Genomic DNA, 23,042 nt, shown 5'->3' with positions numbered 1-23,042 from the left:
TCCAAACATGGCTCTGACCAGGGAATAAATAGCAAATAAAGGTGGAGGTGCGGGGAATCGAACCCCGGTCCGTCGGTACTTCGGTGGCGGCCTCTCCGAGCGCAGCCGATGGCGAGCCTTCAGGCGGTCGGACTCCATCGGCGAGTGACCGTCCGCCCTACACCCGGATTGATCTCGACCCTCCGGTCCGGGCATCCCGGAGAGTCCATCCTGCTAAGCGACGCCCACTCCGAAGGGGGCAGGAACCCCTCCGGGGGACGGGCTACCTTTCTCTAGGCAGCCAGTGCAAGGTTTGGCTTGGCACTTATGGTTGTTACCGGCTGTTTAACGAGGACTCCGGTGACCTCGGCTCGCTTCCGGCACCTCTACTACCGACGTCGAAACCTGTTCACCCCCAATGGAGATTGTTCGATCAGTCTACACCCGTCCCGTGACAAGCGGCCTTGCTCACCTCGACCGGCCCCGATCCGACATGGCCCGGCGGGCCTCCCTCTCCATCTCACGAGCCTTCAGTTTCTGCCGCTTGTCGTATCGGCGGGACCCCCGGCCGATGCCGATCAGCACCTTGACCCGCCCGTTCTTCCAGTACATCCTGATCGGCACGATGGTGAGACCCCGCTCCTGGACGCGACTGTTGATCCGGTCGATCTCCCGGCTGTGGAGGAGCAGCTTGCGCTCCCGCTTGGCCTCGTGGCCGCCGTGCCGGGCCATCTCGTAGGGAGCGATATGCATCCCAACCAGCCACACCTCGCCCCGCCGTACCAGGCCGTAGGCCTCTCGCAACTGGACCTGGCCCGCTCGCAGGCTCTTGACTTCGGAGCCGGTCAGCACGATGCCCGCCTCGTACTCCTCGTCGAACACGTAGTCGAACCGCGCTCGGCGGTTGGCGGCGATAACCGAACCCCGGTTCTTCTTCTCCTGCTTCACGACCTCTCTCCGAGTTGCTTCAGGCAGGCCATCAGCGTGGGAGGTAGAGCATCGGATCCACCGGGCTACCCACTTCCCGCACCTCGAAGTGCAGGTGGGGGCCGGTGCAAAAACCGGTGCATCCGACATACGCCACCACCTCGCCCGCCAGCACCTCCTCGCCCTCGCTCGCCGCAATCCGGGACGCATGGGCATAGAGCGTCGACAGGCCCCCGCCGTGGTCCACCACCACGGTCCGCCCGTAACCTCCCCAAGTCCCCGCCAGGATCACCGTGCCGTTGGCGGCGGCGTGGATGGGCTCCCCGGTGCTGCCTCGCAGGTCGATACCGGTGTGCAGGCGGCGATCGCCGAATATGGGATGGATGCGCCACCCGTAGGGTGAGGTGAGCGCGCCGCCCACCGGCCAGGCCAGCACGCCCGGCGCCCGCCCCTCCCGGACCTGGCGCCGGAGGATCTCGAGCTCGATCCTCTTGGACTCGGCCTCGAGGGCAGCCACGTGATCCTCATGGTCCTCGATCTCGCCGATCACCTCGGCGAGCAGCTCCTCCTGCCTAATCAACTCCTCGCCGAGTTGCTCCCGCGCCGACGCCACCTCCGCTCGATACTGCTCGGCCAGGGCCTGCTCCGCCTCCAGCCGGGTGAGCAGTTCCGCCTCGCGCTCCTGTTCCCGGACCAGTTCCTCCTGGCGGGTCACCTCCTGACGCTCCAGGATCTCGAGCGAATGCAGCAGCAACTCCGTGTCCTCCAGCAGGCGGCGCGAATACTCGAGCCTGATCGAATTGGACTCCGGATCCCAGGCGCCCGCGAACAGGGAGTTGATCCCGGTCGCGCTGCTCATGTACATCTCGACCGTTCGCTCCCGGAGGGACTCCCCGGTGACCCGCTGATCCAGCCTGGTCTTGGCCAGTTCGGCGTCCATGAGCCTGACCCGGCGGCTGAGGCCCGTGAAGGCATCCCGGCTTACCGCCACCGCCGCGTCCGCCGAGGTCAACTGGTCCTCCGCCGCCCAGAGCCGAACCCTCAACTCCTCCATGCGGGCTTCCGTTTCCTCGATCTGCTCCACGTAAGCCGTGCGCTCCACCTCCGCGCTCTCGATCAAGCGCTCCAGTTCGGCCATCTGTCGCTCGACCTGGTCGAGACGCTGCTCCTCGTTCTGGGCCTCGACCAGCGTCGGCGCGGCCGCAAAGACCCCCAGCACGGCCACCACCATTCCCCCGACCAGCCCCAGCCGGCGCACGGTCATACCCTCAGGAAGCGTCTCAGCCCGAGGCTGCTCCCGATGAATCCCGCCAGACCGCCGAAGGCAAGGATCAGGATGGCCCGGCTCAGCAGGAACCCCTGGTCAACCTGGAAGCGGATCAGAATGTCGGTCGGGATCCGCTCCAGCAGGTTGTGACTCGCGAACACCGCCGCCGCCGCCAGCCCACCTCCCAGCAGGCCGACCGTGGCGCCTTCGATGATGAACGGGACGCGTATGAACCAGTTGCCGGCGCCGACCAGCTTCATGATGGCGATCTCCTCCCGGCGGGCGTAGATGGCCATGCGGATGGTGTTGGCGATCAGGACCACGGCTGACGCACCCATGAGCACCACCAGGCCGAAGCCGATGGAGTTGAGCACTCCGGTGAGGCTGAGCAGCCGCTCAATCCCCTCGCTGAACACCGAAAGGCGCCTGAGGAGCGGGTGACCCACCAACCGGAACTGGACCTCCTGGTAGGTCGAGATGTCCTCGAGCTCCACCCGGATCGAGGCGGGAAGATCGGCCGCCGTCACCGTCGCGGCCAGCGCCGGCTGGTCGCTGTATATCTCGAGGAACTCCTGGTAGGCGCCTGCCTTGTCCATGTACCAGGCGTTCTTAACCTCCGGGTAGTCGTTGATCTGAGCCAGGAGCTCGCTGTGGGCCACCGGACCGCCCTCGTCCTTGAGGAAGATGATCAGGTGGTCTCCCTCCTGCCATTGCAGCGTGTTGACCCGCACCAGTTCGTTGAACACCAGCGCGCCGAACGCCAAGGCCAGGGACACGAACACGGCCACGACGGCACCGGTCGCCACCAGGGCATTGCGGCGCAGATTGACGAAGGCCTCGCCGATCAGAAAGAGAAAAGTGCTCACGTCTCTTCGGACGACTCGTAGCCCGATTCGCCCTGGTCCCGGACCACCCGTCCCCGGTCGAGCTGGACCACCCGGCGGCGCATCGCGTCCACGATGGCGAAGTCGTGGGTGGCCATCATCACTGTCGTCCCGGTGCGGTTGATCCGGTCGAGCAGCCTCATGATGCCCACCGAGGTGGCCGGGTCGAGGTTGCCGGTCGGCTCATCGGCCAGCAGGATCGGCGGCCGGTTGACGAAGGCCCGGGCGATGGACACCCGTTGCTGCTCCCCTCCGGACAGCTGCCGCGGGTATCGGTCGGTCTTGGCCGACAGGCCCACGAGTTCCAGCACCGTGTTCACCTGCCGGCGCACGATGGAGCGCGGGCAGCCGGTGACCTTGAGAGCGAAGGCCACGTTCTCCGCCACGGTCTTGTTGGGAAGCAGCTTGAAGTCCTGGAAGATGGTTCCGACTGTGCGGCGGAGGTACGGAACCCGCCAGGTGGGGAGCTTGGTGATGTCCTTGCCGGCCACCCAGATCTTGCCCCGGGTCACCTTCTCCTCGCGCAGGCACATCCGGATCAGCGTGGACTTGCCCGAGCCGGACGGACCCACCAGAAAGACGAACTCCCCCTTGCGAACGTCCATGCTCACTTCCTGGACTGCCACCACCCCACCGTCGTAGACCTTGGCAACATTTTGCAGTCGGATCATGAACGTCCCTGTCCCACCGAGTCCGGAAGCGTACGGGATGCTGAGACTACCAACGGGCCCCCACTACTCAAAGGGTTTAGGAGGAGGCGCGAACCCCGGCCTCCCTCCGATCCTGCCGCTCCCGGTTGGCCCGGCGCCAGTGCAGGTAGGACTCGGTGAGCCGTCCGAGACCGCCGTCCAGTACGCCCTGGACGTTGCCCACCTCCAGCCCTGTGCGGAGGTCCTTCACCTGCTGGTAGGGCTGGAGGACGTAGGAACGGATCTGGCGCCCCCAGGCAGCCTCGGTCTGCTCCCCGCGAATCTGGTCCAGTTCCTCTTGCTGGCGGACACGGGCCAACTCGGCCAGCTTCGCCCTGAGCAGGGCCATGGCCCTGGCCCGGTTCTGGAGCTGGGAACGCTCCGCCTGGCAGGCCACCACGATGCCTGTCGGCAGATGGGTGAGCCGGACCGCCGAGTCGGTGGTGTTCACGTGCTGGCCACCGGCGCCCTGCGAGCGGTAGGTGTCGATCCGCAGGTCATCCGGACTGATCTCGACGGCGGCGTCCTCCACCAGCGGCACCACATCCACCCCGGCGAAGGAGGTGTGGCGGCGGGAGTTGGAGTCGAAGGGTGATATGCGCACCAGGCGATGAACACCGCGCTCGGCTTCCAGCACGGCATAGGCATGCTCTCCCTCGGCAGTGAGGGTGGCCGACTTGATACCCGCCTCCTCGCCCGACTGGAGGTCGTCGATCTCGTGTTCGAAGCCGAGTTCGGTCAGGTAGCGGACGTACATGCGGACCATCATCTCCGCCCAGTCCTGGGCGTCCACGCCTCCGGCGCCGGCGTGCACGCTGAGGATGGCGGCATGGTCGTCGTACTCGCCGAAGTAGAGCGACTCCTCCTCGAGAACCGCGATCCGCCGTTCGGTGGCGTCAAGGTCGCGAGCCACCTCGTCGAGGGTGGCGGCGTCGCCCTCCTCGCGGGCCAGGTCGACGAGGATGTCCGCGTCGTCCAGGTCGTTCTCCATGGCCTCCACCCTGTTCACCAGGCGCTCGAACCGGCCCAGCCGGCGGGTCAGGCGGGTGGCTCGGTCAGGGTCGTCCCAGAGGTCGGGAAGGGAGACCTGCGCCCTCAGCTCGACCAGGTCGGCGAGCTTGGAATCGACATCAAAGGAACCTCCGGGCGTCCGAGAGGCGGGCGCGCAGGTCGTCGATGAGAGGGCGGGGGTCGGTGCGGTCCATGACGGTCGAGAGGTTAGCCCTAATTCTTCCCGGACTTGGGATTCGTGTTGTGAATGTCGGGAGCCGGCTTCTCGACCGGCGTGCGGGGACATCGAGAATCCGGGCGAGCCGGCCGACTCCGGAACCGGTCGAGGCGCGACGTGCGTCCGTATTAGGAGACGCTGTCCGGATAGAATCCCCGTATGGGCCGACTCCTTGCCGCGATCACCAGGAAGTGCAGAGCCGCCATGGCCGAGTGGGCGGCCCGGCGCGAGGGGGCCCGCCATCTCCCCCGCGACATCTTCACGGCGACCCGCCACATAGTGGGTCCCACCGGGTACGCCTGGTCCGGCGCCTGGCAGCGGCTCGACGAGGGCGGCGCAGACTACCTACGATCCTTCGATCCGAAGATCCCAGCCAGCGTGTTCCTATCCCCCAGCGACCTGACCAGGGCCGTCCACCCGGTACCCCTGGCAGAACGCTGCATCGAGGATTGGCCGGAACCGGCGCCTCCGGATCCGACTTCGTGATTCTCGGACGCCATCAGCGGCGCGTCACGCGCTGATTCCTATCGAGCGCGGGCGGCCGCCATGCAGTCGGGCGTCTTGGAGCACCGCTTGGCCTTGACTCCCGACCCGCACGGACACGGGGCGTTGCGTCCCACCTTGGCCGACTTGGCCCGGCGGGGTCGCCGCGGCCCCGGACCCGTGGTGACGCCGGCTCGCGGTTGCGCCCGGCGCCGAGCCTCCGCCACCTCGACCCGGTAGAGATAGCGGGCGGTGTCCCGCTTCACGGAGTCGACCAGGTAGCTGAACATCTCGTAACCCTCTCGGCGGTACTCGGTCAGGGGATCCCGCTGGCCCATCGCCCTCAGGCCGATCCCGGCCCGCAGGTAGTCCATCTCCGACAGGTGGTCCCGCCACTTGTTGTCGATGATCGACAGGGCGAGGCCCTGCTCGATGCGGCGCATCACCTCGGGCGTCAGTTCGGTCTCCCGCTCCTCGAACCGGCGGACGGCGTCATCGGCAACCGCCTCGACCACCTCGTCGACCGATCTGGCTGCCCCCGCCAGGTCACGGGGTGATAGCTCGGACGAGTACATGACCTGGAGCTCCCTGAACAGTCCGTCCCAGTCCCACTCGGACGGCGGCACGTCCTCCGGCAGACCGGCCCGCACTGTGGCCTCGATCGACTCCTCCACCCATCCCACCACCAGGTCCCGGCTCTGCCGGGTGCGAAGGATGCCGTCCCGCCACTCGTAGATCACCTCACGCTGGCGGTTCATGACCTCGTCGTACTTGAGGACGTTCTTCCGGATCTCGAAGTTCTGCGATTCGACCTGTGACTGGGCCCGCTCCACGGCCTTGCTGACCATCTTCGCCTCGATCGGGACCTCGTCGGGCATCCTGAGGCGCTCCATGATGGTGCTGACCCGCTCGCTGGCGAACCTCCTCATCAGGTCATCGCCGAGGGACAGGTAGAAGCGGGACTCCCCCGGATCGCCCTGGCGGCCCGACCGTCCCCGGAGCTGGTTGTCGATCCGGCGGCTCTCGTGGCGCTCCGTCCCGAGCACGTAGAGCCCACCGGCCTCCAGTACCTGTCGCCGGGTCCCGTCCGTCGCGGCCTGATGAGTATCGAGAAGTTGGCGGTACTCCTTCTCCCACGGTGGAGTACCCGGCGTCAGGTCCGGTCGCTTCCGCATGGCGGCCCGGGCCAGACCCTCCGGGTTGCCGCCCAGTTGGATGTCCACGCCGCGGCCGGCCATGTTGGTGGCCACCGTGACCGCCCCGGGACGACCGGCCTGGGCGATTATCTCGGCCTCCCGGGCGTGGTGCTTGGCGTTGAGGACCTCATGGGATATTCCCCGTCTGGCCAGCAACCTCGCCACCCGTTCGGACTTCTCGATCGAGACTGTGCCCACCAGCACCGGTTGGCCCTCCCGGTGACGCTCCTCGATGTCCTGAGCCAGCGCCTGGTACTTGGCGTCCTCGGTCTTGTAGATCACGTCGGGCTGGTCGACCCTCGCCACCGAGACATGGGTGGGGACCTCCATGACCTCCAACCCGTAGATCTGCGAGAACTCGGAAGCCTCGGTCATGGCAGTACCGGTCATCCCGGCGAGCTTGTCGTAGAGGCGGAAGTAGTTCTGGAGGGTGATCGCCGCCAGGGTCTGGTTCTCCTCCTTGATCCGCACCCCCTCCTTGGCCTCGATGGCCTGGTGGAGCCCTTCCGAATAGCGCCGGCCCTCGAGAACGCGGCCGGTGAACTCGTCGACGATCAGCACCTGGCCATGCGACACCAGATACTCGACATCGCGGTGGTAGAGCGCCTTGGCCCGCAGAGCCTGCTCGAGATGGTGAACGAAGTCGACCGCGGCATGGTCGTACATGTTCTCCACGCCCAGCATGCGCTCGACCTGGGCCACGCCTTCCTCCGTAGTCAGCACCTGCCGCTTGCCGTAGTCGACTTCGTAGTGGGCGCCTTCGCGGAGACCCCGCACGAGCCGGGCGAACTCCCGGTACCAGCGGGCGTTGTCGCCGACCTTCCCGGAGATGATGAGCGGGGTCCGCGCCTCGTCGACCAGGATCGAGTCCACCTCGTCGACGATGCCGAAACGATGGCCGCGCTGCACGCGCAGCTGCATGGACATGGCCATGTTGTCGCGCAGGTAATCGAATCCGAACTCGTTGTTGGTGCCGTAGGTGACGTCGGCCTCGTAGGCGGGCTTGCGCGAGGCGGGATCGTCGCCTGCCTGGATGAGACCCACGGTGAGGCCCAGCATCCGGTAGATGCCCCCCATCCACTCGGCATCGCGGGCGGCCAGGTAGTCGTTGACGGTGACGACATGCACGCCGGCCCCGCCGAGGGCGTTCAAGTAGACCGGCATGGTGGAGACGAGCGTCTTGCCCTCCCCGGTCCGCATCTCGGCGATCATGCCCCGGTGGAGAGCGCCTGCGCCCACCACCTGCACGTCGTAATGCCGCTGGCCGAGCGTCCGCTTGGCGGCCTCCCTGACCGTGGCGAAGGCCTCGACCTCCAGGTCGTCCAGCGCTTCTCCGGAGTCGAGACGCCTCCGGAACTCGGCAGTCTTGCCGGTGAGCGCGGAATCGTCGAGCTCCTCCAGCAGGGGCTCCATCTGGTTGACCCGCGCCGCCAGGGCCTCGAGGGTCTTCAGGTTCTTGGACTCGCCGGCACGCAGCACCTTGCCGAGTAGCGACATGATTCACCGTTTCTCGTGTGTATCGGGCAGCAGGACACGTCAGTCACGACCCGCCGGGGTCATGCTATCCGCCGCCGGAGCGTCTGTGAACCCCTACCCCGGGCCATAGCGCCACCGGCCCTGTGCACGAGGTTGGTGCGGTCCGGCTAGGCGGGCTCGATCAACTCCAGCCACCCGCCCCTTGACCGGTGGATGACGTTGAGTTCCCCCGTCTCGACGTTGGAGAAGAGGACCACAGTCTCGCCCGTTTCCTCCATGACGATGACCGCCTCCTCGGGAGTCATCGGCTTGCCGACCGACCGCCGCACCCGGGAGATGGAGGTCTGCCGGTCATCGGGTCGCTCGGACCGCCCGCGCCGACCGACCGCGTGAACTTCGGGCCTCGGCCGGTGGCGGCGGCGGTCGCTGAGCTTCTGCGAGAGCCGGCGCAACCGGCGTTCGAAGTGCTCGGATGCGGTGTCGATGGAACGGCTTACGGTGTCGCCCTCGCCCGTCGCCCTGACCACCTGGCCGGCCGCACGAGCGGACAGCTCGGCCCGGAAGCGGTGGTCGCTGTCGTGGCTGTTGACCCTGGTGACGTTCACATCGACATCGCGCAGCCGGTCGAAGAACTTGGCCGCCCGGCTGACCCGCCCTGCTGCATGGGCACGGGTCTCATCCGTCAACCGGATTCCCCGCCCGCGTATCCGGACCTCCATGAGCTGATATTAGTGACTCATGCGCGGTCTACCGCCTCCACCCGATCGGGAGCGGGTGAGGGTGATCGCCGCGGTGACGGCGCCCCGGCAGGCTGCGGCCGCGGCGCTGAGGGTGGCGCCGGTGGTTAGCACATCGTCCACCAGCACCGCTCCCCCGGGCGGCCGCGCCACCGACCGAAACCGCAGGCCACCGCGGCGCCTGGACCGGATCTGGCTCCTGTGGAGCAGGGGGGCGCGCAGCACGTCGGCCACGGGTAGCACGGCTGTCCGGGCAAGGGCCGTGGCGAGCGCCCTTCCGGGGTCGGTACCGAACCTGGCCCGGCGGGGCAGCGACCTGGGTACCGGCACCACGGCGGTCGCGCCGGTAGGAAGGAGATCGGCCATGAGAGGAGCGAGGCCCGAGGCGACCCGGTCGGCTCCGCGGTACTTCATGGCGTGGACGGCCTTGCGGATCGGGCCTTCGTGAACCAGCAGCGAGCGCACCAGCACGCCTGACGGGAGCCTTACCTCGCCGCCGGGCTGCAGGGACGCCTGGCAGGCGGGGCACACCGCCGACCGCCCCGCCGGATCCCTCCAGGGAGTTCCTGCCGGTGGGTTCCACCACCCGCACACCACACACACCATGCCTTGTGTTGTATCCGGACCGTGTGACAATCTGCCCCGTCGACGACCGAGCGCGGATGTCAGGCAGAGTCGATCACCCGTTGCACCCTTTCCACGAGTTCGCTCAGCGACCCCGGATCGGGTGCTTCGGCGTTGAGACGGAGCAGCGGTTCGGTGTTGGAGGGACGGACGTTGAACCAACTGTCGCCCAGATCGACCGTCAGCCCGTCGAGATGGTCCACAGAGGCGCCGGCGAAGGCGGCCGCCACCGCCCGGATGGCTGCCGCCGGGTCGCTCACCGCGGTATTGATCTCCCCCGACAAGGCGTACGGCTCGTAGCCGCGCCTCAACTCCGACAGCGGGACGCCGGCCTCGGTCAGGACGGTCAGCAACACCAGCATGGCCAGGGTCGCGCTGTCCGCCCCGTAGTTGTCACCGAAGTAGTAGTGGCCCGAGTGCTCACCCCCGAAGGCCGCATCCTGCTCCGCCATGACCGCCTTGATGAACGAATGACCCACCCGGGTCCGGACCGGCACTCCCCCGGCGGACCGGATGGCCTCGGCCACGCTCCTCGAGCAGATCAGGTTGTGGACGATCCGGGCGCCCGGTCGCCGGGCCAGGAACCAGCCTGCGATGATGGCGGTGGCGGTGCTCCCGGGAAGAGGAACGCCCTGCTCGTCCACGAACACCGCCCGATCACCGTCCCCGTCGAAGGCCACTCCCACGTCGGCCTCCTGCTCGCGCACGAGGCGGACCAGGTCGGTGAGGTTGTCGGGGTTCAGGGGGTCGGCCGGATGGTGCGGAAATGAGCCGTCCGGCTCCAGGTAGTGCCCCATCAAGGTGGCCGAGGGCAATCGCCGGAAGAGCGGGTCGACCACGAGCCCGGCCATCCCGTTCCCGCCGTCCACGGCCACCCGGAGCGCCCCGACGCCCCCTGGATCGACGATTCCGAACACGTGCTCCAGGTAACCGGGCAGGGCGTCCTGCCGGGTCAGCCCGCCTCTGGCCTGCCGCCGGTAGTCCCCGGTCCACGAGCGGGCCACATCCCGGATCCGTTCCAATCCCGAGCCCGACCCGATCGGCGCCGCCCCGCGATGGCAGAACTTGAGACCGTTGTAACCGGCCGGGTTGTGGGACGCGGTGACGACGGCGGCGGGAACCCCGTGCAGGCCCGAGTGGTAGTAGACCACCTCGGTGGGGACCAGGCCCAGGTCGGTCACATTGCACCCCTGCGACAGGACGCCCTCCGCGAACGCCGCCGCCAACGACTCCGATGAAGGCCGGCAGTCGCGTCCCAGGGCTACGGTCGACGCGCCGGTGACCCGAGCGAAGCCCACCCCGATGCGTTCGACGATCTCCTCGTCGAGATCCCCCCTATCCACCCGACCCCGGACGTCGTAGGCCAGAAAGATACGGTCGAAAGGGTCTGGGTCAGGGCTTCCCACGAGATATCCCGACTACTGGTCTGTCCGCGTGCCAGCCTGGCGTGCTCGGGCGGCCATACCACGCAGCCTCCTCCGGTCGGCGTGGAGTGAGGCATTTGCGGCGGTCGCCGAGTCCGATCCTACACTCGCCCCCGGTAACGAACATGACCGCACCGCAGATCACCATCATCATCCCGGTCCACAACGAGGCCGGCTTCATGGGGCCCGCCCTGGCCCGGATCCGACGCCAGGTGGAGGCAGTGACGCCCCGGTACCGGATCATCCTGGTCGAGAACGGATCGACCGACGCCACCCATGCCGAAGCGTTGTCCGAAGCGGCCTCCGATCCCCGCCTGGACGTGATACAGATCGACGGCGCCGACTACGGGCTCGCCATCCGCACCGGGATGGAATCGGCCGGGGACCTGGGATGGCTGGTGGTGTTCGACATCGACTACCACTCCGAAGAATTCCTGAGAAGGGTCGCGGAGCTCGACGGTTCGGCCGATGTGGTGATCGCCTCGAAGCGCGACCCCGGTTCCCGGGACCGGCGACCGTGGATACGCCGCCTGGCCACCCGGGTGTTCAACCTGGCGCTGCGGGCCGTGGTCGGATCCGGGCTGAGCGACACCCACGGCATCAAGGCGCTCCACGCGCCGGTGGTCCAGGCGCTCCTCCCGCGAGTGCGCCTGACCAAGGATCTGTTCGACACCGAGCTGGTGCTACGGGCCGAGCGAGCCGGGCACCGCATCATCGAGGTTCCGATCACCGTGGAGGAGATGAGGGAAGCCCGCTCCTCGCTACTCCGCCGGGTCCCGCGCACCCTCCGGGGACTGATCGCGCTGCGCCGCAGCCTGGATGATTAGTTCCTAGTCGATAGTTGCTAGTCACTAGTTATTTCCGATAGTTTGTCTTAGATTAGACCGTTCCAGTGTTCCTGAGCTGCCGGCGCTTCATATCGCGCTGAGGCGAGACACTCGAAACGAGCAAGCGGGGGGTAACAGCGGCAACCTCGACTGATACGCACACAATGACTAACAGCTAGGAACTAATAACTAACAATTAAACTAGCAACTACCAACTAGGGACTAGGAACCAGTCATCAGCCGTATCCGGATCGGCCGGTGCCCCGCAGGGCGGGGTCGCGGAGTCCTTCGGGCGTAGGCGAGGCGGGAACCATCCGCCGGCGTACGAGAGCGACCAGCCAGATGGCCAGCATGACCGCACCGGCGAGGGTCAAACCCAGCCCCACTATCTCCACCCAGGTGTTCTCGAAGCGCAGTTCGACCTCGCGATCGGTCGGCACCACCACCATGAAGGCCGGGGTGGCCCGCCACGGGCCCTCCGCACCGTAGGCCGTCCAGTTGGGGAAGTAGGAGACCTTGATCAGGTGGGGAGTCCCCACGCCGGTGGTCGTGAACGCCACGCGGTGGTCCTCCAGCACCACATCGGAGACCTCGACCCCCGAGTCGGTGACGATCGGGACGGTGGCGCCCTCCAGCTCGGGAGTGATCCGCTCCCAGTGCCCGGGACCGTCCGCCACGATCCACTGGTCCACGAGGGATATGTCCTCGTACCAATCGAGGGCCACGTCCACGAAGTGCGGATCGGTGTCGTCGGTGAAGGTGGTCACGAGGGAGTTGAGGAGCCCCGAGCCGGACTCCTCGAACACCCAGGGCTGGTTGACCGCCGCTTCCACCAGCGAGCTTTCGGGAAGCGAGTAGATTCGGAACGGGGGCGAGTCCGCCACGAAGGTGAAGTCCTGATGCCGGTCGGCCCTGTCCTTGGCCGTGTCGGTGTACGCCACGTAGTAGGACACGTTGAAGAGGCCCATGTGCACGGCGCCCCGGTCGATGTCCCGGTTGTGGTAGGCCAGCCCGGGAATCGGGTTGGAGGGGGAACTGCTCAACTCGGACGCGTTCAGGAAATGGAAGGGGGTAGTGACCGAGGACTCGAAGTAGAGGCCTTCCATCGAGGGGTGGGTGCCCTCGGTCCAGTAGGGGAACAGCATCGGCGCCATGGGCGTCCCGTACTTGTTGAGCTCGCTGTTGGCCTCCCATTGGACCCGGCCAGGCGGCAGGTCGCCGACTGCCGACATCACACCCTCGTACTCGGGCCAGGTCGCCTTACCCTCGTAGCCGAGGTAGTTCCAGCGCGCCCAGGCGCCCACGTAGTTCTCCTCGGTGACCACGCCCACGAAGATGACTCCCGTGATCGCCACGGACGCCAGGACCGGAAGGACCGTCCGGGTGGCGGGCGGCGCCCGCCGTCCCACCAGCCACAGCAGGAGGACCCCCGCGGCCCCCACCAGCATGTCGGGACCAGAGATCCGCTCGACCAGCGGCTCCAGTCGCAACGTCCCGACCCAACCGGCCGGGTTCTCGAGGTCCCAGACAGGTTGCCCGATGGCGGCCCCGAACACCAGCACCAGGACGGCGGCCACGATCCCGGTCTGTATCCACCAGGTGGGCGTTCGCTCCGGGAGCCGGCGGCAGGCCGCCACCGCCAGCAGACCGACTGCGATGCCGGCGAATAGGTGCAGACCGTAGAACCAGTGCGGAAGGGCACGGCCGTTCCACAGCTTGGCTCCCTGGCCGAGCAGGAAGAAAGCCGGGATCGGCACCAGCGTCAGGGCAGCCGGCGCCAGGGCCCGCCCGGTCCTCCGCAACGCGACCACCAACCCGATCACGCCCAGAATGGCCACCGGCCACAGTTCCACCGGAACCAGTTCGTCGAATCCCGCCAAGGGCTGCCAGTCCATCTCCGTCGTGTACCGCAGCCGGATCACCAGCGGCAACGCCCAGAACGCAGCCAGCATGAAACCCACCGCCCAGGTTCCCGGCACGACCAGCGAGGACAGACCCCCCTCCGCTCGCTGCCGGCCGGCGGCGGTCCTGAGACGCTCCCACCATCCTGAGCGACCCACCACCACGAACAGCGAACCCACCAGCACGAACAGCGATGCGAACACCACGCCCATGGTCGGGATCACGTGGCAGAGAGCCGTTCCGGCCAGCGCGGCGGCCGCTCCCATGAAGTACTTGCGATCGTCGTGCACTGCCCTGAGCAGGCAGCCCAGGTAGACCAGGGAGAAGGCGAACGACCATGAATAGGAGAACTCCCCGGCCAGGCTGGAGGCGATGGTGCCGCCGAAGATGTTGGGGGTGGGGGTCTCCATGAAGGCGTAGACGCCTCCCGCCGCCGCGGCGACCGCGGCAACCGGACGGGCGAAACCCATCGACCGGACGAAGAAATACGTGGCCGGTGCAAGCGCCACCAGCCCCACGACCGTCACCGTCTTGAACGCCACCCCGTAGGGGAGCGCCAGGTCGAGGACCACGATCACCAGCGACGGAAGGGGAAAGTAGAAGTAGAAGATCGGGAACCCGGCGAACCAGTGGTTCGACCAGCCCATGATCCGGCCCGACGGGAGCAGGACGTCCCGCAGGTAGGCGGGGCCGAGTACGTGAGCACCCATGTCGCCGCCCGTAGGAGTGTTGGCGACCAGCAGCAGGTGGGGGGCCACCGCCACGAGGGTCGCCAGCGAGACCATGGCCACCAGGATGGCCGAGGTCCGGGTGGACCATCCCTGCGATCCGACCTCGTCTTCGATCGGCCCGGCCGGATCGGCGATCCCGGTCATGCCCTCATCTTCCGGACCGCCCACCGGAGTGCCGGCGGCTTCGGTACCTGTGCGAACGAGGCCACTTGCCTACCGTCGGCGCCCACCACCGCGCCCGACGGTAGGTCGGCCACCCCGACCCGGGCCAGCAGGTCGGAATGCTCCTCCCAGCTCCGCTCGATGAAACCCGACTCACCCAGCACCTTGCTGTAGACCAGCCGGGCCTCATCGCATGCATCACACCCGGCGGCGGTGAACAGGTAGACGCCGGGGCCGTCGAGGTTCCCTTCCACTGAGAGCGGAGTCCGGGGCCGTCTCGGACGGAAAGCGGCCACCGCTGCCACCGCTCCCACCGCCGCCAGGACCACCAGTAGTCGAACCACGAAGCCCTCAGCCACTCGGGATCGCCCCCGAGAACATCGCCCGGCCGGACACGGTCGCCAGCCACCCCACCGTCAGCGGGCCGTCGGCGGTGACCCGGACACCCGCGACCTCCGGGGCGGCAATGTGGACGGTGCGGACCGAGTTGGGGGGAATCCCGATCACATTGGCACGGGTCCTTCCCTCGGGAGTGAGCGTGCGGTAGGTGGCGGTCAACTCGGTAACCCCGGCGTTGAGGAACCTGAGCCGGCTCCCGGATGCGACCACCCCCGGGCCCGGCACCAGCCATCCGGTTGCCGTGGTCCGAGCCCCGACGGTTGCGGCCACGCCGGTCTCCGAGCGAGCCACGATGACCGCGCCGAAGGGTCCGTCGCCGGTCACCCGCACCCCGAACCCGGAGGAACTCAACCCGTCCAAAGACACCCGCGCCTGCCCGGGCCCCTCGATACGGCCCACCTGGGTGGGTAACCGCGCCCCGGACTCGTCGAATGCCTCGAGCAGGAAGTTGACCGGGATGGAGGCCTCGTTGGTCAGGACCAGGTCACTCCGGAGCCCGACCGCGCCCGCTACCGGGAACTCCCATCCGTCGCCTGCGTCCGAGCCGGGCCAGACCGCTACGTCCGTGCCGGTGTCGAGCACCATCGCCGGGATGACCGAACCCACGACCGGGCGGACTATCACCGACAGCGACTCCCGGCCGGGCAGCAACTCCTCGAAGGCCACTACCCGCGTGCGCCGGGCCGGAACCGCCAATCCCTCCAGAGCTTCTCCGGCCTCGATGCCCAACTCGCTGAATGCCCAGAGATCGACCCGGGCGTCGGCGGTGAAGGGGTTGAAGAGGCGGAGGACCAGGCTCTCACCCTCCAGCGTGGAGCCTCCCGGCAAGTGCCAGGAGTCCGGAATCCTCCCCGAGCACAGGTCACCCGCCAGCAGACTCTCACCTGTGGTCACCACGCCGACCGAGCCCACGTTCCCGGAGAACTCGACCATCGCGGAGCTGGCGCCGACCGGACGCGGGTTCTCGACCCTGGCCGCCGCGTTCGCGTCGGTCCGGCCCGACAACCTGTCGTCCACCGAACCGCCCTCGAGGAAGGAGAGGTCGAAGCCCGCCGGTCCCTCCCCCAGCACGCTGTAGGCCGAACTCCGGAGGCTGTCGGAACGCGACCAGGGACAGTGGGCGAAGTGGGATGCCCTGCCGGTCGGCGCCTCTGCACGGTTGGTCGTCTCCACGGCCGGTACCGGCGGCCCGGGGGCCGGTTGCATGGTCGCCACCACGACGGCGAGGGCGGCCACGGCCAAGCCGATTATGCGGGTCATACCGGTCGGTCCCCGGCCTCACGCCTGGTCCGCACCAGCGACAGGCCCGCCAGCACGATCACCACGACGCCTGCCGCCCGTGCCTGGAACCGGAACGAACCCACCCCTCCGAAGGCGGCGACCCCCGCCTCCGCCGGCACGCGGTTGGCCCAGCCGTCCTGTTGCCAGGCGCCCGGGCCCCATCGGTGGTCGGCGTTCTCCGCGATCCGGACCGAGCCTCCGGCCTGGCGGCCCTCGTAGTCGGGCGCCGTCCACGACCACGCCTCCCCACCATCGGTCACCGCCCGGTAGGCGGGCACATCGTTCTCCCACACCCCGCCGGAGTCCCCCACGAAGAGGCCGGCGAGCGGCCGCATATCCAGCTGCGCGCTCATGGCGTCAGCTATCGGGCTGGGACCTGTGACCGCCACCCAGCGGATGCCGAACCGCGCCAGCAGCTCTCCGGGGCGAAGCTCCTCCCCGGCCACCAACCCGACCAGGGTTTCCTCGAGGGCAGCATCTCCCAGGCGGGCTTCGGGGAGCCAGGCCTGTGGATAGTCCAGGACGCCGCCGATAAGGCGGTAGGGCGTGCCATCCGGAAGCACCCGATGCTGTCCCGGAAGGGTTTCCGGCGGCCCGGTCAACAGCACCCGGTCGGGACCGTGGGCCTCCGCCCGGCTGGAGGCGAACGCGAGAGTGCCGAACCGGTCGTCGGGCAGCCCCATGCGGCCGGCCGGCGCCGCGACCAGCGAGGTCAGTCCGACCACGATGGCGGCCACCATGGCCGCGTAAGCGGTCGCGGTCCGCGGCAGCGAGACGTCGATACCGAGCGAGGCCGGCGCGTCCAGGGCACCGGCCACGACCAGCGCCGTTCCGGCAGCCGTGGCGATCAGGCCCGCGACCGTGACTTCCTGGCCCGCGCCCGCAGAGCCGGCCCGCGCCACGAGAAAGCCGACCGATCCGATCACCGCACCCGTAGCGGCCACCGACAGCGGCCGGCCGCGGGCAACCACCATGGCCGCAGCGCCCGCCACCAGCACCGGAACAGCCACCCACCAGGATGGATCGGGGTGGAAGGGCGCGCCCGTCTCCAGCACCCCCGCTATCCCGCGCCCGCTCAACCACGGCAGCAGCACGGGGAGAGCGAGCACCGACCCGGCCGCGCCGATGACCAGGGGACGGATGAGCCGCGCCATTGACGCCCAAACCAGCCCGAACAGCATGGTTATCACTATCGAAAGCGGGACGAAGACGGCCGAGGCGGCGGTGGCGAGACCCACCCTGGCGAGACGCCCCGTCCAGCCCGGAACGGTCTCCGGGTCCGGCCCGACCACCCCGAGCAACGACCAGGGGAGCCCGCCGAGCGCCAGGAGGCCGGGCCAGTAGCCATCCCCGGCCAGCCACAGCACCGGGAACCCGGCTACGAACACCGCCCCGGCCACCAGGCGCGCCCCGCGGCTGAGGCCGAGCCTGCGGATCAGAGCCACCATGCCGGCCACACCCGACGCGACCGCGACCACCGTGAGAATGCCGGCGGCCCCGCCGCGGCCGCCCAGAAGTAGCTGGATGGCGGCGGTGGCGCCGATCGAAGGATGCATGGGCTCGGGACTGCCCAACCCGCCCGGATGCCATCCCCCGGCATAGGCGCGGAGGGTTTCCCAGGCCGATTCGGCCAGCGGCAGCAGGTATCCGGTCGCCGGCAGTCCCTCTGCGATGATGGAGCGGGTGAACACCAGTACCAGCGCCACCCCCAGCACTGTCGTTATCACATCCGGTCTCTGCCAGAAGGCCGGCGGGGCGCGATCGTCCGGCTCCTCCTCCTCGGCGCCGGCGCCGAGCAGGGCGCCCAGTTCGGCCGCGATCTCGCGCAACTCCAGCGAGCCGCGGACCTGGAAGCGGAACAGCTCGGCGTCGGACTCCATGGAAGTGGTCGGGGCGCGCTGCCGCGCCGCCAGGGTCGAGGGCAGGTAGAGCAGGTTCCAGGCCCAGGTGCGAACCCAGTCCACCGGTCCGGTGATGAAGCCTTTCCCGAGCCGGAAGAGCCAGGTAGCCAGACCCACCAGGAACAGGGCGGGTAGGGCCCAAGCGAGGGTCACCGCGGAGTACGTCTTGAGCATGATCCGAAGCCGCCCGGCCTGCTCCCGCCAGGTTGTGGGCCGCTGGGCGCCACTGGCCCGGCTGAAGACCTCCGAGCCCGGGGTCACCACTACCCGTCCGCCCACCACCCGTGCCCTCTGGCAGATGTCCAGGCCGAAGGAGAGGTACGGCAGGGAGTGATCCAACCCTCCCAGACCTTCGGCCAGGTCCCTCCTGACGAGTAGCGAAGCCGGCTCCAGGAAGGCCACGTCCCGGATGACGTCGAACTGCTCCTGATCGATCTCCCCGGTCTCCAGGCCCGTGGACGGGAACCCGAACACATCGGTGGGCCCGCCCACGGAGAGCAGCCGGTCGGGATAGTCGGTGTCGAGGACCTTCGAGCCCACCACGGAGGCCTCCAGGCTCTCGGCGGCGTCGATCAGCGCGGCCAGGGCGTCGGGTCGGGCGGTGGTACGGGAGTCCAACATCCACAGGTAGTCCACCGGACCGTCAACTGCGTCGAGAGCCTCCGACAGCCGCCGGGCCGTCCTGGGCCCGGCCGTCTCTCGTGCGACATCCGGCCGCCGCTCGGCGATGACCACCACCTCCTCGACCTCGTAGACTTGGGACTCGATGCTTTCCAGCACGTCGGTGATCTCGTCCCCCCTGCGGGCCACCACCAGCGCTAGGACGCGCGGCTTCGGTGACGGAGTAGAGGGTTGGGTCATGGAAACCCCATTGTGTTACGGAACGAGCCACAAGACAATAACCGCCACCCCGACCCCGGGCCTGTGACCCGTCGTGTCGCGCTCCTGTCCGGTGGAGTCGGGGGCGCCCGGCTGGCCCGGGGCTTCGAGCACCTCGAGGATGTCGAGTCCACGGTGGTGGTGAATGTGGGTGATGACGACACGTTCTACGGGTGGTCGGTGTCCCCTGACGTAGACACGGTGCTCTACACGCTGACCGGGCAGGAAGGACCCGCCGGTTGGGGTCGAGCCGGTGACACCATGGTGCTGATGGACCATCTGGCGCGTTTCGGGGTCGACACCCGTTTCCGGATCGGGGACGCCGACGCCGCCCTCAACCTCTACCGGACGCTGCGGCTTCGGGACGGCGATCCGCTCCACGCCATCACGGCCGACCTGGCGGGAATGATGGGAGTGCGCTCGACGGTCATCCCCGCCACTGACGACCGGCTCCGGACCGAGGTGCTGACCGGCCCGGGCCACTGGATGGCGTTCCAGGAGTACTTCGTGCTGCGCGGCCACCGCGACGAGGTCACCGAGGTGAGGTTCGTCGGCGAGTCCACGGCCCGGCCCGCCCCCGGCGTCGTCGAGGCGATCGCAGGCGCCGACGCGGTGGTCATCGCACCCTCCAACCCTCCCCTGTCCGTCTGGCCCATCCTGGCGGTCCGGGAGATCGCGGCCGCGGTAAGAGGAGCCCGCCGGGTGATGGCGGTCAGCCCGCTGTTCGGAGGCCGGGCGCTCAAGGGACCGGCCGACCGCGTGTTGACCTCGCTGGGATTCCCGCCGGGGAACGCCGGGGTGGCGGCGGCCTATCCGGGCCTGATACAGGACTTCTTCATCGACAGTGCCGACCAGGCCGACGTGCCCGCCCTCTCCCGCTCGGGGTTGTCGGTCCATGCCGGACCCACCCGCATCGCGGGGGTGGAACAGGCGATCGGGTTGGCCCGGCGGATGATCGGCCTGCTGGGACTCGATACATGAGCATCTCGATCATCCCCGTGGAGGGCATTCCCGAGGCCGAGCCCGGTGATGACGTAGCCGGGCTGCTCATCGGAGGACTGGCGGCGTCCCGGCTGGAACCTGCGGACGGGGACGTGCTGGTGGTCACGCACAAGCTGGTCTCGAAGGCCGAGGGTCGTATCGAGGACATCGGCGACGACCCGGAGGCCCGCCTCCGGCTGATCGAACGGGAGGCGTCGGCCATCCTCCGGCGCCGCGACGAACTGGTGATCACCGAGACGCATCACGGGTTCGTGTGCGCCAACGCCGGGGTCGACAAGTCCAACGTGCGCCCCGGCTCGGCGGTACTCCTCCCCATCGCTCCGGACAGGTCAGCCCGGCGGATCCGTGCCCGTCTCCGGCAGGCCCTCGGGGTGACGGTCGGGGTGATCATCACCGACACGTTCGGAAGGGCGTGGCGTCACGGCCTCACCGATGTGGCGATCGGCGTCGCCGGCATTCCCGCCGTGGTGGACTACCGGGGAACGACCGACACCTACGGCAACACCCTCGAAGTGACTGAAGTGGCGCTGGCGGACGAGTTGGCCGCGGCAGCCGACCTGGTGATGGGCAAGGCCAAGGGCATCCCCGCCGCCATCATCCGGGGAGCGGATTACCCGGCGGGTGAGGGATCGAGCGCCGACCTGGTGCGGGACCCCGGCCAGGACATGTTCCGCTAGCACACGCTCCGGTCAGTGGTCAGTGTCGTATAACATTATTTGGCAACTAGCAACTAGTACCTAACAACTAATTCGTGGCAAACCAGGAGACGGTGGCCTCGATGCCCTCCTCGAAGGAGGTTCGGGGTCTCCAGTCCAGCTCTCTGCGTGCCCGGCTGCACTCGAGGGCGGAACGGGGAACGTCTCCGGCCCGCGGGGGTCCGTGGTTCGCTCCGCCACCGAAGCGGGCTTGTCGAGCCACCGCCCTGAATACCTCCAGGGTGCTGGTCTCCACGCCGGTTCCGATGTTGTAGACACCTCCCCCTCCCTTGTCCCCTGCCAGCACCAGCGCATCCACCACGTCCTCGACAAACACGTAGTCCCTGGTGTCATCGCCGGTTCCGAAGATGGTCGGGCGGGTCCTGTCCATGCAGGCCCTGGCGAAGATCGCCACTACCCCACCCTCACCCGAGGAGTCCTGCCGCGGCCCGTAGACGTTGGCCGGACGGACGACCGCGTGGTCCAGCCCTCGAATCCGCTTCCACAGGTCCAGGTATTGCTCGGCCACCAGCTTGGAGAGGCCGTAGGGCGACGCCGGAAACTTGGGCGTGTCCTCGGGTGTGGGAAGCGGGGCCTCCGGGCCGTAGATGGCGCCCCCGGTGGAGACGAACACCAGGCGCGGCATGCCGGCCAACCGAGCCGCCTCCAGCAGGTTGAGGGTACCGGAGATATTGATGTCCGCATCCAGGCCGGGATCGGCCACGGACACCGCCACCGACGTCTGGGCGGCCAGATGGAAGATCCGGTCGGGAGCGAACTTGGCGACCGCGGCCGCCAGGTGCTCGGAGCGGATGTCCATCTGGTGGATGCTCACCTTTCCGAACCGGCGGGCGTCGGCCAGGCGGGACAGGCGGCCTGACGAAAGGTCATCCACCACCAGGATCGACCAGCCATCGGAGATCAGGCGGTAGACCAGGCTCGATCCAAGAAAGCCCGCACCCCCGGTTACGAGGGCTCGCCCTCGGGTGGGATCCCGGGTCCAGATCATGACCGGCCCGCACCCACGCCCCGATAAGAGAGCCCCGCGGCTCTGACCGCCTCCGCATCCAGAAGGTTGCGGGCATCCACGACCACCGAACCCCGCATCACCTCCTTGACGGCTACCGGGTCGACCTCCAGGAACTGGGGCCACTCGGTCGCCACCAGCAAGACATCGGCCCCCTTCGCCGCCGCCAGGGGATCCGCCACCAGTTCCATCCCCGTCATCGACAGAGAGGCACGCGGGTCGTAGGCACGGACGGCGGCGCCTGCCGCGGTCAGCCTCAGGGCGAGATCGGCAGCCGGCGACTCCCTGACGTCGTCCGTCCCCGCCTTGAACGCCAGACCCCACAGACCCACCGTGGCGCCGGACAACGTCCCACCCACGGCGGACGCCACCTTGCCTACGATCCGCCGCCTCTGCTCGTCGTTGACCTCCATCACAGCCCGGAGCAACCGGAAGTCGTACCCGTGCCGTGCTGCCATCGCCCCCAGCGCCCGCGTGTCCTTCGGCAGGCAGGATCCTCCGTAACCGGGTCCCGGGGCGAGGTAGTGGGGGCCGATCCGGTGGTCGCGGCCCATTCCCCGGAGCACGGCAGCCGCGTCGGCGCCTACCTCCTCGCACAGGTTGGCGATCGAGTTCACGAAGCTGACCCGGGTCGCCAGATAGGCGTTGGCGGCGTACTTGATCATCTCCGCCGAGGCGGGATCGACCACGACCCGCTCTCCCGGAAGGTCGCCGTACACACCTGATGCGAGTATTTCCGCTGCCTGGGGGTCGGCCGAGCCGATGACGATCCGGTCCGGGTCCAGAAAGTCGTCGACCGCCGAGCCTTCCCGGAGGAACTCGGGATTGGACACCACCCTGACATCCCGTTCCGCGATGGCAGGCATCTGCGAGATCCGCCGGACCGTACCCACCGGAACCGTGGACTTGATGACCAGGACCGAGCCGGCCCGCAACGAGGCTGCCACATCGGCGATGGCGCGGTCCAGGATGGAAGTGTCGACCGCTCCGCCCTCGTCCGAGGGAGTGGGCAGGGCGATGAAAACCACCGACGCGCCCTTCGCCGCCTCCCGGTTGGAGGCGTGGAAGCTGAGCCGCCCCGTAGCCCGGCCCTCGGACAGGAGGGCGGCCAGGCCCGGCTCGTAGACGGGAACCCATCCGGCCCGGAGGGCATCGAGTCGGGCCTCATCGCGCTCCCCCAGCCGAACTTCATGGCCAAGCCGAACCAGTCCTCCGGCCTGTACCAGACCGACGTAGCCGGCCCCGATCACCCCTATCCGCATCCCGTACGGGTTAGTCGCCCGTGCCGGCGCCTCCCCGTCGTCCAGACCCGGACGGCTCAC

The 23,042-nt window shown here is 68.4% G+C and carries 19 protein-coding genes and 1 other RNA gene; 4 read left to right on the top strand and 16 right to left on the bottom strand.

The window, feature by feature from the left end; translation table 11 throughout:
- Positions 1 to 39: 39 nt before the first annotated feature.
- The 6 genes from ssrA to prfB all read right to left on the bottom strand — a co-directional run bounded on the left by ssrA (position 40) and on the right by prfB (position 4,951).
- Positions 40 to 396: a transfer-messenger RNA gene (gene ssrA / locus OXM57_11900) on the bottom strand.
- Between the two features lie 51 nt (positions 397 to 447).
- Positions 448 to 927, bottom strand: a complete 480-nt coding sequence (gene smpB / locus OXM57_11895; protein MDE0353382.1) for an SsrA-binding protein SmpB — start codon at positions 925 to 927, stop codon at positions 448 to 450.
- Between the two features lie 31 nt (positions 928 to 958).
- Positions 959 to 2,164 carry a peptidoglycan DD-metalloendopeptidase family protein gene (locus tag OXM57_11890; protein ID MDE0353381.1) on the bottom strand — a complete coding sequence of 402 codons (1,206 nt, stop codon included), beginning with the start codon at positions 2,162 to 2,164 and terminating at the stop codon, positions 959 to 961.
- A gap of 2 nt (positions 2,165 to 2,166) precedes the next feature.
- The gene (locus OXM57_11885) at positions 2,167 to 3,039 is read right to left on the bottom strand and encodes a permease-like cell division protein FtsX (protein ID MDE0353380.1); all 873 of its coding nucleotides are present in this window, start codon (positions 3,037 to 3,039) and stop codon (positions 2,167 to 2,169) included.
- The gene (gene ftsE, locus OXM57_11880) at positions 3,036 to 3,728 is read right to left on the bottom strand and encodes a cell division ATP-binding protein FtsE (GenBank protein ID MDE0353379.1); all 693 of its coding nucleotides are present in this window, start codon (positions 3,726 to 3,728) and stop codon (positions 3,036 to 3,038) included. The genes OXM57_11885 and ftsE overlap by 4 nt, the downstream gene beginning before the upstream one ends.
- A 76-nt stretch (positions 3,729 to 3,804) precedes the next feature.
- A protein-coding gene (prfB, locus tag OXM57_11875) for a peptide chain release factor 2 (GenBank protein ID MDE0353378.1) occupies positions 3,805 to 4,951 on the bottom strand; the annotation gives its coding sequence in 2 pieces (ribosomal slippage) (positions 3,805 to 4,878 and positions 4,880 to 4,951; 1,146 coding nt in all).
- Positions 4,952 to 5,133: 182 nt separating this feature from the next.
- On the opposite strand from prfB, the gene OXM57_11870 reads away from it, so the two are divergent.
- Positions 5,134 to 5,460 carry a hypothetical protein gene (locus OXM57_11870; GenBank protein MDE0353377.1) on the top strand — a complete coding sequence of 109 codons (327 nt, stop codon included), beginning with the start codon at positions 5,134 to 5,136 and terminating at the stop codon, positions 5,458 to 5,460.
- 38 nt (positions 5,461 to 5,498) lie between these two features.
- Here OXM57_11870 and secA read toward each other — a convergent pair whose 3' ends face one another.
- The 4 genes from secA to manB form a co-directional block, all read right to left on the bottom strand.
- Positions 5,499 to 8,150: a preprotein translocase subunit SecA gene (gene secA / locus OXM57_11865; protein ID MDE0353376.1), complete on the bottom strand. Its 2,652-nt coding sequence runs from the start codon at positions 8,148 to 8,150 to the stop codon at positions 5,499 to 5,501.
- A gap of 146 nt (positions 8,151 to 8,296) precedes the next feature.
- Complete coding sequence (raiA, locus tag OXM57_11860) at positions 8,297 to 8,848, bottom strand: ribosome-associated translation inhibitor RaiA (GenBank protein MDE0353375.1); 552 nt, start codon at positions 8,846 to 8,848, stop codon at positions 8,297 to 8,299.
- Positions 8,849 to 8,857: 9 nt separating this feature from the next.
- Positions 8,858 to 9,397 carry a hypothetical protein gene (locus OXM57_11855; protein ID MDE0353374.1) on the bottom strand — a complete coding sequence of 180 codons (540 nt, stop codon included), beginning with the start codon at positions 9,395 to 9,397 and terminating at the stop codon, positions 8,858 to 8,860.
- Positions 9,398 to 9,531: 134 nt separating this feature from the next.
- Positions 9,532 to 10,896: a phosphomannomutase/phosphoglucomutase gene (manB, locus tag OXM57_11850; GenBank protein ID MDE0353373.1), complete on the bottom strand. Its 1,365-nt coding sequence runs from the start codon at positions 10,894 to 10,896 to the stop codon at positions 9,532 to 9,534.
- A 143-nt stretch (positions 10,897 to 11,039) separates the two neighbouring features.
- Between manB and OXM57_11845 the strand changes: the two genes are divergently transcribed.
- The gene (locus tag OXM57_11845) at positions 11,040 to 11,741 is read left to right on the top strand and encodes a glycosyltransferase (protein ID MDE0353372.1); all 702 of its coding nucleotides are present in this window, start codon (positions 11,040 to 11,042) and stop codon (positions 11,739 to 11,741) included.
- 236 nt (positions 11,742 to 11,977) lie between these two features.
- On the opposite strand, the gene OXM57_11840 is transcribed toward OXM57_11845, so the two are convergent.
- Genes OXM57_11840 through OXM57_11825 form a run of 4 tightly spaced genes read right to left on the bottom strand, consistent with a single transcriptional unit; the run spans position 11,978 to position 18,978 of the window.
- Positions 11,978 to 14,518, bottom strand: a complete 2,541-nt coding sequence (locus tag OXM57_11840) for a hypothetical protein (GenBank protein MDE0353371.1) — start codon at positions 14,516 to 14,518, stop codon at positions 11,978 to 11,980.
- Positions 14,515 to 14,895, bottom strand: coding sequence for a hypothetical protein (locus OXM57_11835; protein ID MDE0353370.1), 381 nt, complete (start codon positions 14,893 to 14,895; stop codon positions 14,515 to 14,517). The genes OXM57_11840 and OXM57_11835 overlap by 4 nt, the downstream gene beginning before the upstream one ends.
- Positions 14,888 to 16,195, bottom strand: coding sequence for a DUF5719 family protein (locus OXM57_11830; GenBank protein MDE0353369.1), 1,308 nt, complete (start codon positions 16,193 to 16,195; stop codon positions 14,888 to 14,890). Before OXM57_11830 ends, OXM57_11835 begins: the two co-directional genes overlap by 8 nt.
- Positions 16,192 to 18,978, bottom strand: coding sequence for a glycosyltransferase (locus OXM57_11825; protein MDE0353368.1), 2,787 nt, complete (start codon positions 18,976 to 18,978; stop codon positions 16,192 to 16,194). Before OXM57_11825 ends, OXM57_11830 begins: the two co-directional genes overlap by 4 nt.
- Before the next feature lie 63 nt (positions 18,979 to 19,041).
- Here OXM57_11825 and OXM57_11820 point away from each other — a divergent pair, with 63 nt between their 5' ends.
- Together OXM57_11820 and cofE are read left to right on the top strand one after the other, a co-directional pair.
- The gene (locus tag OXM57_11820) at positions 19,042 to 19,977 is read left to right on the top strand and encodes a 2-phospho-L-lactate transferase CofD family protein (GenBank protein MDE0353367.1); all 936 of its coding nucleotides are present in this window, start codon (positions 19,042 to 19,044) and stop codon (positions 19,975 to 19,977) included.
- The gene (cofE, locus tag OXM57_11815; GenBank protein ID MDE0353366.1) at positions 19,974 to 20,675 is read left to right on the top strand and encodes a coenzyme F420-0:L-glutamate ligase; all 702 of its coding nucleotides are present in this window, start codon (positions 19,974 to 19,976) and stop codon (positions 20,673 to 20,675) included. Before OXM57_11820 ends, cofE begins: the two co-directional genes overlap by 4 nt.
- Before the next feature lie 67 nt (positions 20,676 to 20,742).
- On the opposite strand, the gene OXM57_11810 is transcribed toward cofE, so the two are convergent.
- Both OXM57_11810 and OXM57_11805 read right to left on the bottom strand, forming a co-directional pair.
- Positions 20,743 to 21,702: a GDP-mannose 4,6-dehydratase gene (locus tag OXM57_11810; GenBank protein MDE0353365.1), complete on the bottom strand. Its 960-nt coding sequence runs from the start codon at positions 21,700 to 21,702 to the stop codon at positions 20,743 to 20,745.
- Entirely contained in the window at positions 21,699 to 23,042 is a 1,344-nt protein-coding gene (locus tag OXM57_11805) for a UDP-glucose/GDP-mannose dehydrogenase family protein (GenBank protein ID MDE0353364.1), read from the bottom strand. The genes OXM57_11810 and OXM57_11805 overlap by 4 nt, the downstream gene beginning before the upstream one ends.

The sequence above is a fragment of the bacterium genome, assembly GCA_028820935.1.
Classification (GTDB): Bacteria; Actinomycetota; Acidimicrobiia; order Spongiisociales; family Spongiisociaceae; genus Spongiisocius.
The sequence above is the reverse complement of the archived record's forward strand: the minus strand, read 5'-3'. Positions and strand labels throughout refer to the sequence as shown.

What these genes read in the sequence shown, in the direction of transcription:
- cofE (MDE0353366.1), top strand. Translation starts at nt 19,974, where the DNA reads ATGAGCATCTCGATCATCCCCGTGGAGGGCATTCCCGAGGCCGAGCCC.
- raiA (MDE0353375.1), bottom strand. Translation starts at nt 8,848, where the DNA reads ATGGAGGTCCGGATACGCGGGCGGGGAATCCGGTTGACGGATGAGACC.
- OXM57_11810 (MDE0353365.1), bottom strand. Translation starts at nt 21,702, where the DNA reads ATGATCTGGACCCGGGATCCCACCCGAGGGCGAGCCCTCGTAACCGGG.
- secA (MDE0353376.1), bottom strand. Translation starts at nt 8,150, where the DNA reads ATGTCGCTACTCGGCAAGGTGCTGCGTGCCGGCGAGTCCAAGAACCTG.
- ftsE (MDE0353379.1), bottom strand. Translation starts at nt 3,728, where the DNA reads ATGATCCGACTGCAAAATGTTGCCAAGGTCTACGACGGTGGGGTGGTG.
- OXM57_11845 (MDE0353372.1), top strand. Translation starts at nt 11,040, where the DNA reads ATGACCGCACCGCAGATCACCATCATCATCCCGGTCCACAACGAGGCC.
- OXM57_11830 (MDE0353369.1), bottom strand. Translation starts at nt 16,195, where the DNA reads ATGACCCGCATAATCGGCTTGGCCGTGGCCGCCCTCGCCGTCGTGGTG.
- OXM57_11825 (MDE0353368.1), bottom strand. Translation starts at nt 18,978, where the DNA reads ATGACCCAACCCTCTACTCCGTCACCGAAGCCGCGCGTCCTAGCGCTG.
- OXM57_11840 (MDE0353371.1), bottom strand. Translation starts at nt 14,518, where the DNA reads ATGACCGGGATCGCCGATCCGGCCGGGCCGATCGAAGACGAGGTCGGA.
- OXM57_11870 (MDE0353377.1), top strand. Translation starts at nt 5,134, where the DNA reads ATGGGCCGACTCCTTGCCGCGATCACCAGGAAGTGCAGAGCCGCCATG.